Source organism: Streptomyces sp. CB01635 (assembly GCF_002803065.1).
Taxonomy (GTDB): domain Bacteria; phylum Actinomycetota; class Actinomycetes; order Streptomycetales; family Streptomycetaceae; genus Streptomyces.
On the sequence record NZ_NNBL01000003.1, the window covers coordinates 974,035 to 987,600 of the forward strand.

Consider the following 13,566-nt stretch of genomic DNA (forward strand, 5'->3'; position numbering starts at 1 on the left):
GTCATGCCCAAGCTCCGCGTACACAACGTCACTGTCTCGCTCGACGGGTTCGCCGCCGGTACCGACCAGCGCATGGACGCGCCCTTCGGCGACGGGATCGACGACGGCCTGCACGACTGGATGTTCGCCGCGATGAAGGACCACGCCGACGGCAAGCAGGGCGTCGACGTCGAGTTCGTCGCCCGCAGCGAGGACAACATCGGCGCCACGATCATGGGCCGCAACATGTTCGGCCCCTATCGCGGACCGTGGGAGAACGAGGCGTGGACCGGCTGGTGGGGCGACAACCCGCCGTTCCACCACCCGGTGTTCGTGCACACGCACCACCCGCGTCCGTCGGTGTCGATGAAGGGCGGAACGGACTTCCACTTCACCGGCGAGCCCGTCGAGACGGTCCTCGCCAGGGCCTACGAGGCGGCGGACGGCAAGGACGTGCGCGTCGGCGGGGGCCCGGCCACGATCCAGCAGTACCTGCGCGCCGGACTCGTCGACGAACTGCACCTGGCCATCGTGCCGCTCCTCGTGGGCAAGGGAGAGCGCCTGCTCGACAACCTCGGCGACGGCGTAGACGGCTACGAGGTCGTGGAACTCGTCAGCTCCCCGGCGGCCACGCACGCCCGTCTGGTCCGCCGCTCCTAAGGCCGGCGGACGACCCGGCAACCGGCGACAGTCACTTACGGGCCACGTAGTACACGTTGAGGATGTCGCCCTCGACCTGCTCCACGTCGATGTCACCGAACCCGGCGTCGGCGAGCATCTGCAGCGCCCGCTGCCGCCCCCACACCGAGCCGAGCCCCGCGCCGCCCTCGCCCAGTGACACGGTCATGCAGTAGAAGACCGAGAAGGTGTACAGGGCGGGTCCGAGGGGATGGTCGATGTTCTCCTCCAGATTGCTGGAGGCGGAGATGTCGCCCATGAGGAACACGCCGTCGTCGCGCAGCGCGGCGGCCACCGCGTCCAGGGTGCGCGCCGGGCGGGCCAGGTCGTGGATCACGTCGAACGCCGTGATGAGGTCGTACGTACCGCTGAGATCGGCGGTGTCGACCACGTCGAACCGGACGTTGTCGAGGCCGAGCCGCTCCGCCTCGGCGCGTGCGGCCGCGATGCCCTTCTGGGAGATGTCGACCCCGCGGAACCGGCTCCTGGGGAACGCCTGGGCCAGCAGATTCACCGCATGGCCCTGCCCGGTCCCGATGTCCAGCGCGTCGATCCCGGCGCGCAGCCGCTCCGGCAGGCCCGGCGCCAGCGGAACGATCGTGTCGACCAGGGCCACGTCGTAGACGCGCCCCGTCTCCTCGGCCTGGAGCTCCTGGAAGCGCGGATAAGAGGAGTAGGGGACGCCGCCGCCCTTGCGGAACGCGTCGAGGACCTCGTCCTCGACAATGCCGAGGAGCGCGAGGTCCTGAAGGAGCGAGGCCGTGTTCTCCGGCCCTGCTGCCCGGGTGAGAGAGGCGGCGTGCTCGGGCGGGAGCCAGTACGTGCCGTCGGCCGGCCGGTATTCGACGACACCGGCGACGGTCAGGCCGCCGAGCCATTCCCGTACGTACCGCTCGTCGAGATCAGCGGCCTTGGCGATCTGGACGCTGGTCGACGGCGGAAGAGGTGCCATCGTGTCGAAGAGCCCTGTCCGATGGCCGAGGCTGCACAGATAGCCCAGACACGCGTCATTGACCACCTGGAGCATGCGCCCGGCGAACTCTTCTTTCCGCTCGGAATCGACTGCCTGCCCGGTCGTCATCGTGGACTCCTTCCGGTGGGACCGCGGCACCCCCCTCCCCGAGACCACGACGCCGACGCGGCACCACCTACAGCGTGCCCGTTCGGCACCTTTTATCCTGATTCTACGCTGGGCGCTCCGAGGCGCCTCCGGCTTCACGGCCTCTCGCCCGGCGGCTTCCGGCCAGGTGCGTGTCGCCCAACTGGGCGATGGCCGCACGAGGCCGTTCTTGCTGCAATGGGCGCAGGCCGTGATTCAGGGATGGTGCACGATGACCGACAGACTGGCCACCGAGGCCGGTGACGAGGACGGCCCGCCGAGCGGCGCCGTGCTCGGGGCCCCTTGCTGGGTGAGCCTCGCGGCGCACGACCTGGCCGCCACCACAGCGTTCTACGAGGCCGTGCTCGGCTGGGAATTCCGCCCGGGCCGCCTCGGCGACCGGTTCGCCGTCGCGATGGCGAACGGCAGACCGGTGGCGGGCATCGGCGCCGTGGCGTCCGCCCTCGGCGTGGCCACGGCCTGGCTGCCGTACTTCGCCGTCGGTGACCCGGACGAGACGGCGAGCCGGGTCCGCGAACGCGGCGGCACCGTGGGCGTGGGCCCGATCCCCTTCCCGCTGGGCCGCGCCGCACTGGTGGCCGACAGCAGCGGCGCCGCTTTCGGGATCTGGTCCGGGCACGTGGAACGGGACTGGAGCGGATGCCACCCCGAGGCGCAGGTCAGGCTCCGGCTCGTGACCAGGAACGCCTTCGACGCCGCCATTTTCTACGGCGAGGTCCTCGGCTGGACCGGGCCCGGAGGCTGCGACGTCCGCTACGAGAACGAAGAGGTCGTCCTGGTCTGCGGCGGCCTGTCCATGGCCCGGATCAGCTCCGGCGCTGTCGAGGCGGCTCCCGATCCCGACGTCCGGCCGCACTGGGAGGTCCAGTTCACCGTGGACGACGTCGCCGAGTGCACCCGCGCGGCGCTCAAGCAGGACGGCACCGTGGTGGGCGAGTGGGAGGACGAGGCCGGACGCTGGGCCGCCGTGCGGGACGCCCAGGGTGCGCCGTTCACGGTGTTCGAACCCGGTGGGGGCGTCTTGGCGGGGTGAGAGCTTCGGTCACCGGAGCAGCAGCTGGACGACGGCGAACGTCCCCACCGTCACGACGAGGGCGCGCAGGACCCCGGGGCTGAGGCGCCGGCCTGCCTTCGCGCCGAGCTGACCGCCGAGGGCGGAGCCGGCCGCGATGAGCAGTACGGCCGTCCAGTCGAAGTCGGCGACGAAGAGGAAGAAGAGGGCGGCGACGGCGTTGACGAGGGCGACCAGGACGTTCTTGACGGCGTTCAGACGTTGCAGCGGCTCGTCCAGGAGCATGCCCATCAGCGCCACGTAGAGGATTCCCTGCGCGGCGGAGAAGTAGCCGCCGTAGACGCTGGCGAGCGTGAGGGAGGTGAACAGCAGGGGTCCCACATCGCCGCGCGGGCGCGCGCCGGACCGCTCGCGCCGGCGCCGTACCCGGCCGCTGATCAGCGGCCGGAACGCGACCAGGACGACAGCGAGACCGACGAGGAGCGGCACGATCGTCTCGAACGCAGTGGCCGGAAGGGTGAGCAGAAGCGTGGCGCCCGCGAACCCGCCGAGCACGGCACCACCACCCAGCTTCAGGATGCGCCGCCGCTGCCCGGCGAGTTCGGTGCGATAGCCGACGGCGCCGCTGATGGATCCCGGGATCAGACCGAGCGCGTTCGAGACGGTCGCGGTCACGGGCGGCAGGCCGGTGGCGAGCAGAACCGGGAAAGTGATCAGAGTCCCGGAGCCCACCGCGGTGTTGATGGCTCCGGCGCCCACCCCGGCCGCACAAACGGCGACCATCTCCCACACCGTCACTCCGCCCCGCCCCTCTCCCCTTCGTTTCGCATGCCGCAGAGGCTAGACCGCGGACAGTTCGGCGCCGGTCGAAGCGTCCGCGGCGGCCGAAGCCGGGGGACGCCGAACTCTCCCCAAAGGATTCGCGAAACCAGGACCGCCGGACCGCACCAGGCCCGTGCCGTTCTTCGCGGACAAGCCCGATGAGAAGCTGTTCCGGCAAATCCCTTAATCGGGCAGGGAGTTGAGGAAGCGGATCAGTGCGGTGTTGACGGCATCGGGCTGTTCCATGTTCGGCAGATGTCCCGCGCGCTCGACGACAGTGAGAGTCGCGTGCGGGGTCAGCCGCTGAATGGCCCGGGCGTCCTCAGGTGGGGTGTACACGTCGTCCGCGCCCACCACGATGAGCGTGGGAGCGGACGTGGCCGCCAGCGTCTCGCGGTAGTCCACCCGTTCGGCGCGCCCGCGCAGGGCCGCGGCGGCGCCCGCCGGTTCGGTGGTCCGCATCATCTCCAGTACGTGCGCGGCGACTTGGGGCATCGCGGTGACGTTGTAGGCGGCCAGCATCTTGTCGATCACCTCACCCGCGTAATCGTGCATACCTTCCGCGAGGAGCCGGTCGGCGAGGCGGTTGCGGAAGACCCTGCCCTCGTCGGTCTCGGCCACCGGCGAGGTGTCGGCGAGGACCAGGGCCCGCACGCGCTGCGGGTGGCTGCGCTGGAACTCCATGGTGATCTGGCCGCCCATGGACACACCGCCGACGACGGCGCGGTCGAGCTCCAGGTGGTCGAGGAGGGCGGCGATGTCGTCCGCGAACGCGGGGAAGAGGACGGTGCCCGCGACTGTGTCGCTGTCCCCGTAACCGCGCAGGTCAGGGGCGATGAGGCGGTATCCGGCGGCGGTGAGCGCGGCGGTCTGGGGGCGCCACATGGTGCGGTTGAAGGGGTGGCCGTGGATCAGGACGACGGGCACGCCGTCCGCCGGGCCCAGGTCGTCGAAGTGGATCGTGACACCGTTCGAAGTGAGGCGGCTCATGCGGGCACTCTAGGGCCGCGATCATGACCGGCCGGCGGCGGGCGGTCACCACTCGTGTGCGCGGGGGCAGCGTTCGACGCGGGGGCAGCGCTCGGTGACCCCGTGTCGCAGGACGTGACGGTGTGGGCGGCCGGCCCGCGCGTCAGTTGTGGCCGAACTTCCGCGGAGGTTTGTGCGAGTGGTGCTCCGAGATCCGGCGTGCGGGCTCCTCGGAGGGGTCTGTCGCCTTCGTGATCGGCTCCGGCGTCGACTTCTTCTCGGCGGCGGGGGCGCTGCGGTCATGGTCGTGGCCGCCTGAGCGGGCGCCGCGGTTGTGTCGGCTCTGTTTCTTGCTCATGATCGCTCCTCCTGCCGGAGTGCGCCGGAAGCGAGTGCCCGACGGCAGTCCGACCATCTCCAGACTTGCACGCGGCCGCGCATGGTGCATGTCGGGCGCTCAGGGTGCACGGCGGGCAGGATAGGGCCCGTGACCTGGGGCTCTTGCCTTCCGATCACCCGGTCGTTAAGGTTTTCGACGTCTCTGTTGTCTCCGATTGAGGTGGACGTTGCGCATCTGAGGATCGCGATCACCGCGCCGTACGGCCTTCGCCGCCGTACGCCCGTCACACCGCAGCGGCCGTTCCGTGCCGCCCGTGACCCCGCGTGGATGCGACCTCGGTGCATGAGCCGTCCCCGATGATCTGTCGGACAGCCGCACCCCTCTTGCCCGGTTTCTCGGATCTCCGGATTCCCGGCTCGGTCGCCGCGTGGTGCTCGCATACGTAGCCCCCTCCCACCGCGCTTGCGAATGCGAGAACACCATGGCGACACCCACCGCGCCCAGCGCCTCCCTGACCTGCTCCGGCCTGTCCTTCCAGTGGCAGGACGGCACCCCTGTCCTCGACGGGCTCTCCCTCGCCATCGGCCGGGGCCGTACCGGACTCGTCGGCACGAACGGCACCGGCAAGTCCACACTGCTGCGCCTGCTCGCCGGCCAACTCGCCCCCTCCCAGGGGTCGGTGACCGTCGGCGGCAGCCTCGCGTACCTGCCGCAGAACATCACCCTCGACACCGCGATGCGCGTCGACCAGGCCCTCGGTATCGCAGAGCGGCGCGCCGCGCTGCGCGCCATCGAGAACGGCGACGTGAGCGAGGAGCACTTCGACACGGTCGGCGACGACTGGGACGTCGAGGAGCGGGCCCTCGCGACCCTGGGCTCACTCGGCCTCGCGGACGTCGAACTCGACCGCACCGTCGGCCAGTTGTCCGGCGGCGAGACCGTCCTCCTGCGCCTCGCCGCCCTGCTCCTGGAGCGCCCCGACATCCTCCTGCTGGACGAGCCGACCAACAACCTGGACGTCTTCGCGCGGCGCAGGCTCTACGAGGCCGTCGACTCCTGGCGCTCCGGCGTCCTCGTCGTGGTCAGCCACGACCGCGAACTCCTCGAACGGGTCGACCGCATCGCCGAACTGCGCTCCGGCTCCGTGAGCTGGTACGGCGGCGGCTGGTCCGCGTACGAGGAGGCGCTCGCCACCCAGCAGGAGGCGGCCGGCCGGATGCTGCGGGCCGCCGAGGCCGACGTGCGCCGGCAGAAGCGCGAACTGGAGGAGACCCAGATCAAGGTGGCCCGCCGCGCCAGGCAGAGCAAGAAGCTGGACGCCCAGCGCAAGGCCCCGCGAATCGTCGCGGGGGAGAAGAAGAGGTCCGCGCAGGAGTCCGGCGACAAACTGCGCGGGCTGCACGAGGACCGGCTCGGCGAGGCGCACGAGCGGCGCGAGGAGGCCGCGGAGGCGATCCGCAACGACGCCGAGATCCGCGTGAGCCTGCCCCACACCGCCGTACCCACGGGACGTACGGTCCTGAGCCTCGACGAACTGAGCCTCCCGCACGGCAAGTTGCGCGACGGCAGCCTCCACATCCACGGCCCCGAGCGCATCGCGCTGGTGGGGCGCAACGGGGCCGGGAAGACCACGCTCCTGCGCACCCTCACCGGTGAGCTGGAACCGCTGTCGGGCGAGGCGAAGACGTTCGTCCCGCTGCGGTTCCTGCCGCAGCGCCTCGACGTACTGGACGAGCAGTTGAGCGTCGCGGCGAACGTGGCCCGCATGGCCCCGGGCGTCACCGACAACCACATCCGCTCACAGCTCGCGCGTTTCCTGTTCAAGGGGGCCCGCGCGGAGCAGCCGGCCGGCACCCTCTCCGGCGGCGAACGCTTCCGTGCGGCACTCGCGGCGACGATGCTCGCCGCACCGGCTCCGCAGCTCCTGATGCTCGACGAGCCGACCAACAGCCTGGACATGGCCAGCGTGCGGCAGTTGACGAGCGCACTGGGGTCGTACGAGGGCGCCCTCCTGATCGCCAGCCACGACCTGCCGTTCCTCGAATCGATCGGCATCACCCGCTGGCTGCTGCTCGGCGAGGACCTTCAGGAGACGACCGCGGAGGAGGTACGCGACCTGTTGGAAGCGCCGGAGGCCGGGTGAAGCGAGGGCCGTGGTCGGGGCGGTCCCGGGTTCGTTGATCGATTGGCGGGGCCGCAAGTCCGGCATCAACGCCTCCGACCCGAAACGCCCCAGGGTGGCACCATGCCCCTCGCCGGCCAACCGGGCCACACGGGACGGTCCACCCCGGACGGCTGAGCCCTACGCGGTGCGCGGCGGGAGCCCGAGGCCGGACGGATCCAGGAACTGGATCCGTCCGGCCGTGCCAAGTCCCTCCGGGGTACCCGGGAAGAGCCAGAGGCCGCCCTTGCCACGCCGATAGCCGGGGGCGTTCGCCACCACGTCGGAGCGGCCGTCGCCGTTGACGTCGAGGAGCGGGAACGTGGCGGCGAACCCGTCACCGCCCGACGGGTCGTGCTTGCCGGGCACACCGGGGGTGTCGAGGTCGAAGGCGGTCGCGTTCGCGCCCGTCGGGGAACCGTCGGAACCGCCCGGCAGCAGCGTGAAGCGGCCGTTTCCCTGGTCCTCTCCCGGCGTGTCCACGAGCAGATCCGGGTGACCGTCACCGTTCACATCGCCGGTACCCGCTCCCCTTCCGAAAGCGTCCTTGCCCTGCGAGTCGCCCGGAACACCGGGTGTCTCCTGGTCGAAGACGGCGTTCGGCCGCCCGCCTCCCACACCCGACTTCGACCCGTACGCCACGGTGAGCCGCCCCGAGGCGGGGCCCTCCGCGACACCCACCTCGCGGTAGCCGGGCGCGAGAATGTCCTCGATCCCGTCGCCGTCGACGTCACCGCTGCGCGGCACCAGGACTCCGTCGTACGTATCGTTGCCGAGGTTCCCGGGCGGCCGGGCCGGCGTCAGCCCGCGGGGGCTGCCCCGGAAGTACGTCACGTACGGGCCGTTGTCCACCGGCGGATCCGTGTCCGCCTCGTCCGGGCTGGGGTCGGTGAACATGACATCTCCGTAGCCGTCGCTGTCGAAGTCCCCGCTGATCGCCTGGCCGGGGCTCGCCGTGTTCTCGAGTTCGGTGGTGCGGGCGGGCGCACCGTCCTTGCCGAAGGGGCCGTAGGCCACCAGGCCCTGCCGGTCCGGCAGTTCGGTGTCGTTCCCGTGGGGGTGGTACCCCGCGTAGACGAGGTCGACGGCCCCGTCGCCGTCGACATCGGTGGCCGCGCTCGCCGTGACGAGACCGGCCGCCTTGACGGGGACCGGGTCGCCGAGGCCCTTCTTGCCACCGGGCAGGATCACGGCAGCGCCTGGGCCGTCCCGGCGCGCCGGATCCTTGGCGAGATGGTCGGTCCGCGTCGCGACCAGGTCCGTGTAGCCGTCACCGTTGAGGTCGGCGCGGAGCAGCGGACCGTAGAAGAAGTCGCGGTAGGTCCTGCGGCGCCCGGGGTCCAGGCCCTTCGCGGAGCCGGGGAGGACGAGCAGGTGATAGCCGGTCGGCTGGCTGAACTTGTTCCGCGTGGTCAGGGACGTCACGAAGTCGTCGTAGCCGTCCCGGTCGAAGTCCCCGAGCCCCCGCTCGCCGGCGCCCCGGCCCGTGGGCACCCTCGGAGCCGGGTCGGCGGTGCGGTCCTCGCGGGCGTCGCCCTCCGAGCAGCCGGCGAGCAGCGTCACCGCGCATCCGCAGGCGATCAGGGCCTGCGACAGACGACGGCGATTACGGGACGCACGGGACAAGACGTTCCTCCTGGGTCTCCTGTGAGTTACGGATTGGACCCCTCGGGAACGGCCATGGTTGCGGTCCGGAAGGTCGCGGTTCAGCAACGTCGCACGGGGGCCGCCGCGATGCCATGCTGGAGACGAGATATGGAGGACCGCCATGGGGTTCTATGCCGAGCAGGTGCTGCCCCGGATCATCGATGTCGCCTGTGGCGTGAAGATGACCGCACCGCTGCGACGGCGGGTCTGCGAGGGGCTGCGGGGCCAGGTCGTGGAGATCGGGTTCGGCACGGGGCACAACGTCCCCTACTACCCGTCGACCGTCGAGGGCGTCGTCGCGATCGAACCCTCGGACGTCGGATGGCGACTCGCCGCCGAGCGGGTCGGCGCGGCGTCCGTCCCGGTGCGCCGCGCGGGCCCGGACGGCCAGTCGCTGCCCTTCGAGGACAACAGCTTCGACACCGCGCTGTCGACCTGGACGCTGTGCACCATCCCCGACGCCGGGGCCGCCCTGCGCGAGGTGCGCCGCGTCCTGCGGCCCGGCGGGACACTGCACTTCCTGGAGCACGGGCTCGCACCGGAAGAGGACGAGAACGTACGCCGCTGGCAGCGACGCATGGAACCGGTGAACAAGCGGCTCTTCGGCGGCTGTCACCTCACGCGCCCGATCACCGACCTGCTGACGGAGGCCGGATTCACGATCACGGCACTGGACGCCTTCTACGAGCAGGGCCCGCCGAAGCCCATAGGCGCCGCCTCCCTGGGCGTCGCGCTCGCGCCGTAGACAGGCGAATACCCCTAGTCGGTACGGCCCGTCGCCGCGACGGTGACGCCCAGGCCGATCATCGTGAGCCCACCGACGCCGCCGACCATGCCGAGCCGCCGCGGCGAGCGGGCGAACCAGCTCCGCGTCGTCGCCGCGACCAGGCCCCACACGCTGTCGGACGCCACGGCGATGACGTTGAAGACCAGGCCGAGCAGCAGCATTTGAAGGGTGACGTGCCCCTGGCTGCGGTCCACGAACTGCGGCAGCACGGCGGCGAAGAACACGATCGTCTTGGGGTTGGCCACGCCGACGGCAAACCCCTCCCACAACGTACGCAGGCTGCCGTGCGCGACCCCGTCACCCGTGAACGCGGCGTGCAGCGAACGCCGTTGGCGCACCGCCTTGATGCCCAGGTACACCAGATACGCGGCGCCGACGAGCTTCAGCGCGGTGAAGACGAGGACCGAGCGCTCCACGACGGCACCGACACCGAGCGCCACGGCCACGACGAGCACGTAGGCGCCGAGTGTGTTGCCCACGACGGTGGTCAGCGCGGCACGGCGGCCCTGACTCAGCGCCCGTCCGATCACGAACAGCACGCTGGGGCCCGGAATCACGATCAGCAGGAACGACATGGCCGCGAAGGCCAGCAGTCGGTCGGAAGACACCATGAGGGCCATACAACACGTTGGCGTGTCGTGACCGCATTTCCTTTTGCATCGAGGGGACTGCTTGGAGGGGACCGCTTTCGGGGGAGAGCCGCGCCCGTTCGGAGATCGAAGTGTGACTGCGGCCACTACAATCGGCGAATGGCGAAGTACTTCGACGTACACCCCGAGAACCCCCAGCGGCGCACGATCAGTGGTGTGGCCGACAGCATCCGGGCCGACGAACTCGTCGCGTATCCGACCGACTCCTGCTACGCGCTGGGGTGCCGGCTCGGCAGCCGGGACGGCATCAGCCGGATCCGCGCGATCCGCCACCTCGACGACCGTCACCACTTCACGCTCATGTGCCAGAACTTCGCCCAGCTCGGGCAGTTCGTGCAGATCGACAACGACGTGTTCCGTGCGATCAAGGCGGCGACGCCCGGCAGCTACACCTTCATCCTGCCCGCGACGAAGGAAGTGCCGCGCCAGCTGCTGCACCCGAAGAAGAAGACGGTCGGCGTCCGGATCCCCGACCACGCCGTCGTGCAGGCCCTGCTGGCCGAACTCGGCGAGCCGATCCTGTCCAGCACGCTGCTCCTGCCCGACGAGGAGGAGCCGCTGACGCAGGGCTGGGAGATCAAGGAGCGGCTCGACCACGAGGTGGACGTCGTCGTCGACTCCGGCGACTGCGGCACCGAGCCGACCACCGTCATCGACTTCTCCGGCGGCGAGATGGAGATCGTACGGCGCGGGGCGGGCGACCCTTCGCGGTTCGAGTAGCGCCCACAGGCCCCGCTCAGCGCCGCCCGCGGAACGTGCGACGCAGATCGTCGACCCAGGCGCCCGGGACCTCCCACGGGATGAAGTGCCCGCCCTCGTCATGGGCGCTGACGTTCACGTGGTGGTACCAGTCGGCGCGGTCGCTCGCGAGCCAGTTGTCGACGCGCTGCTGTGCCGTCGTGACGCCGGGCGGGTTCTCGTGACCTACGAAGGTCAGCCCGGTGGGGGCCTCGACGACGGGCGTGCGGGTGTGGGCGGGCGTCCACGGGTAACGGTTGGCGTTCGCGTAGTACCGCGTCGACGTGCCGATCGTGTTGCCGGCCCAGAAGATCGTGGCGTGGGTGAGCAGATCGTCCTTCGTGAAGACGTTCTCGATGTCGCCGTGGTGGTCGCTCCAGCTGACCCAGCGCTCCAGGATCCAGGCGAGCAGCCCGACGGGCGAGTCGCTCAGGCCGTAGGCGAGCGTGCTGGGGTCGAGGACGTGCACGGCCAGGTGGGAGGCGAAGCGGCGGTCCAAGGTCAGGATCCCGGCCCGGATGTCGTCGGGCAGTCCGTCGGGGACGGGCCGGCCGCCACTGAAGTCCCAGGCGCGGTCGCCGTTGAAGAAGTCCAGTTTCAGCCCCGATCCGATGTGGATGCCCAGGAGTTCGTCCGCGTACTTGTGGCCGAGCTGACCGGTGACCAGGGCGCCGATGTCGCAGCCGCCGGCGGCGTACCGGGTGTGGCCGAGAGTGTCGGTCATGAGGGTGTGCCAGAGATCGGCGACCTTCCAGAAGTTCATGTCGGGGTGGTCGCGCAGCGGCGCCGAGAAGCCGAAGCCGGGCAGGGACGGGACGATGACGTCGAACGCGTCGGCCGGGTCCCCGCCGAAGGCCGCGGGATCGGCGAGCGGGTCGACGACCTTGGACCAGTGCCAGAAGGTCCAGGGCCAGCCGTGGGTGAGGATCAGCGGCGTGGGGTTCGGGCCGGCTCCGGGCCTGCGCATGAAGTGCACAGGGACACCGTCCACGCGCACCTGGTAGTGCTCGTAGGCGTTGATCGCGGCTTCGGCCTTGCGCCAGTCGTAGCTGTGCAGCCAGTACTCGGCCAGCTCCTGGAGGTAGGAGCGGTCGACCCCGTAGAACCAGTCGCCGTTCCCCACGTCTTCGGGCCACCGCGTCATGTCGAGGCGCCGGCGCAGGTCGTCCAGGACGGCGTCGGGCACGTGGACGGGCGTGGGATCCAGGGGGAAGCGCGGTGTTCCGTCAGCCACGGGGCAGTCCTTACCTGTAGGGGACGAGAGGTGCCGGGAGCGGCGGAAGAGGCCTGCGGCGCAGCCACGCCGTCAAGAGGTCGCCGACCGGCGCCGCCGCGTACCGGGCGACGTGCGCCGTGAACGCCTCCGTCGTGACCACGCCGTGCCGGTGCGCCGAGACCCAGTCGCGCACCATGCGGAAGAACGGCTCGTCGCCCAGCGCGCACCGGATCGCGTGCACGGTGAGCCCGCCGCGCTCGTAGACCTGGTCGTCGAACAGCGACTTGCGGCCGGGGTCGGCGAGCAGCAGATCCTGCGGGAGCACGGACAGCTCACGGTGCGCGGCGGCGGCCAGTTCCTGCGTGGATCGGCCGCCCGAGCGCTCCGACCACAGCCACTCCGCGTACTTGGCGAAGCCCTCGTTCAGCCAGATGTCCCGCCAGTCGGCGATGGTGAGGCTGTTGCCGAACCACTGGTGGGCGAGCTCGTGCGCGACGAGCCGCTCCCAGCCCCGCGCGCCGTCCACGTGGTTCGCGCCGAACAGGGAGAGTCCCTGCGCCTCGACCGGGACGTCGAAGTCCTCGTCGGCCACGACGACGGCGTACTCACCGAAGGGATAGGGCCCGAAGAGGTCCTCGAAGAGCCGCATCATCTCGGGCTGCCGGGCGAAGTCCCGCGAGAACTCCGACAGCAGACGTACGGGCACGTACGCGCTCTGCGGCACACCGCCGAGCCCCGGCTCGCCCAGCAGGACCGTCTGGTACATGCCGATCGAGAGGCCCACGAGATAGCTCGGCGTCGGTGCCTGCTGCTCGTACACCCAGGTCGTCGTCGACGACTTCGTCGTGCGCGTGAGCAGGCGCCCGCCGACGACCACCGTGTACGGCGAGGGGACCGTGAGGGAGATCTGGTACGCGGCCTTGTCGTCGGGCCGGTCGTTGCACGGGAACCAGGACGGCGCCCCGACGGGCTGGCTCGCGACGAGCGCGCCGTCCGACAGTTCCTCCCAGCCGAGCCCGCCCCACGGGCTGTTGACCGGCTTCGGGTTGCCCGACCAGTGCACCTCCACCGTGAACGCGGCCCCGGCCCGCAGTGGCTTGACGGGCCGGATCCGGAGCTTGCCGCCACGGTGCGTGTAGCGCGGCTGCCGGCCGTCGACGAGCACCTTGCCGAGCCTGAAGGCCTCGAGGTTGAGATGGAACTCGGTGAGCGGGGCCCGGCCCGCTATGGCGCTGATGCGGGCGTGACCCGCGAGGCGGTTGGGGCCGGGGCGGTAGTCGAGGGACAGCTCGTAGCGGTGCACCCGGTAGCGGGGATCGCCGTGGCCGGGGAAGTACGGCTCCGAAGCCGCTGTCTGGCCGCTCACTGAAGTGTCCACTCCCTGCGCCGTACCCAACGTGTCTGTGTCGTGCCCCCCACCTCGTGCCGTACGCATCGAAGCCCTGAC

General features: G+C 70.8%; 13 protein-coding genes. 5 read left to right on the forward strand and 8 right to left on the reverse strand.

All coding sequences use genetic code 11. The features are described 5' to 3' along the window. The first annotated feature begins 3 nt into the window (after positions 1-3). A complete protein-coding gene (locus CG723_RS12535) occupies positions 4-639 on the forward strand; it encodes a dihydrofolate reductase family protein (RefSeq protein ID WP_100593344.1) in 636 nt (211 codons plus the stop codon). A 31-nt stretch (positions 640-670) separates the two neighbouring features. Here CG723_RS12535 and CG723_RS12540 read toward each other — a convergent pair whose 3' ends face one another. Beyond that, positions 671-1,738 (reverse strand): class I SAM-dependent methyltransferase, encoded by a 1,068-nt coding sequence (locus CG723_RS12540; RefSeq protein ID WP_100593345.1) that lies wholly within the window; start codon positions 1,736-1,738, stop codon positions 671-673. Between the two features lie 250 nt (positions 1,739-1,988). On the opposite strand from CG723_RS12540, the gene CG723_RS12545 reads away from it, so the two are divergent. Beyond that, positions 1,989-2,810, forward strand: a complete 822-nt coding sequence (locus CG723_RS12545; protein ID WP_100593346.1) for a VOC family protein — start codon at positions 1,989-1,991, stop codon at positions 2,808-2,810. 9 nt (positions 2,811-2,819) lie between these two features. Here the strand turns inward: CG723_RS12545 and CG723_RS12550 are convergent, their stop codons facing one another. The 3 genes from CG723_RS12550 to CG723_RS12560 form a co-directional block, all read right to left on the reverse strand. After that, positions 2,820-3,587, reverse strand: a complete 768-nt coding sequence (locus CG723_RS12550; RefSeq protein ID WP_199841731.1) for a sulfite exporter TauE/SafE family protein — start codon at positions 3,585-3,587, stop codon at positions 2,820-2,822. Between the two features lie 207 nt (positions 3,588-3,794). Further along, positions 3,795-4,601: an alpha/beta fold hydrolase gene (locus CG723_RS12555; RefSeq protein WP_100593347.1), complete on the reverse strand. Its 807-nt coding sequence runs from the start codon at positions 4,599-4,601 to the stop codon at positions 3,795-3,797. A gap of 142 nt (positions 4,602-4,743) precedes the next feature. Further along, on the reverse strand, positions 4,744-4,938 hold the full coding sequence (locus tag CG723_RS12560; protein ID WP_234374259.1) for a hypothetical protein: 195 nt from the start codon (positions 4,936-4,938) through the stop codon (positions 4,744-4,746). Between the two features lie 463 nt (positions 4,939-5,401). Between CG723_RS12560 and CG723_RS12565 the strand changes: the two genes are divergently transcribed. Further along, complete coding sequence (locus CG723_RS12565; RefSeq protein WP_100593349.1) at positions 5,402-7,063, forward strand: ABC-F family ATP-binding cassette domain-containing protein; 1,662 nt, start codon at positions 5,402-5,404, stop codon at positions 7,061-7,063. Between the two features lie 159 nt (positions 7,064-7,222). Here the strand turns inward: CG723_RS12565 and CG723_RS12570 are convergent, their stop codons facing one another. Beyond that, positions 7,223-8,707, reverse strand: a complete 1,485-nt coding sequence (locus tag CG723_RS12570) for an FG-GAP repeat protein (RefSeq protein WP_159032441.1) — start codon at positions 8,705-8,707, stop codon at positions 7,223-7,225. A 142-nt stretch (positions 8,708-8,849) separates the two neighbouring features. On the opposite strand from CG723_RS12570, the gene CG723_RS12575 reads away from it, so the two are divergent. Then, positions 8,850-9,473, forward strand: coding sequence for a class I SAM-dependent methyltransferase (locus CG723_RS12575; protein WP_100593351.1), 624 nt, complete (start codon positions 8,850-8,852; stop codon positions 9,471-9,473). Between the two features lie 14 nt (positions 9,474-9,487). Here the strand turns inward: CG723_RS12575 and CG723_RS12580 are convergent, their stop codons facing one another. After that, positions 9,488-10,126 carry a LysE family translocator gene (locus CG723_RS12580; protein ID WP_100593848.1) on the reverse strand — a complete coding sequence of 213 codons (639 nt, stop codon included), beginning with the start codon at positions 10,124-10,126 and terminating at the stop codon, positions 9,488-9,490. 138 nt (positions 10,127-10,264) lie between these two features. Between CG723_RS12580 and CG723_RS12585 the strand changes: the two genes are divergently transcribed. Continuing rightward, positions 10,265-10,885, forward strand: coding sequence for an L-threonylcarbamoyladenylate synthase (locus CG723_RS12585; RefSeq protein WP_100593352.1), 621 nt, complete (start codon positions 10,265-10,267; stop codon positions 10,883-10,885). 16 nt (positions 10,886-10,901) lie between these two features. Here the strand turns inward: CG723_RS12585 and CG723_RS12590 are convergent, their stop codons facing one another. Together CG723_RS12590 and CG723_RS12595 are read right to left on the reverse strand one after the other, a co-directional pair. Further along, positions 10,902-12,137, reverse strand: a complete 1,236-nt coding sequence (locus tag CG723_RS12590) for an epoxide hydrolase family protein (protein WP_100593353.1) — start codon at positions 12,135-12,137, stop codon at positions 10,902-10,904. A gap of 10 nt (positions 12,138-12,147) precedes the next feature. Continuing rightward, complete coding sequence (locus CG723_RS12595; protein WP_100593354.1) at positions 12,148-13,554, reverse strand: M1 family metallopeptidase; 1,407 nt, start codon at positions 13,552-13,554, stop codon at positions 12,148-12,150. Positions 13,555-13,566 lie beyond the last annotated feature (12 nt).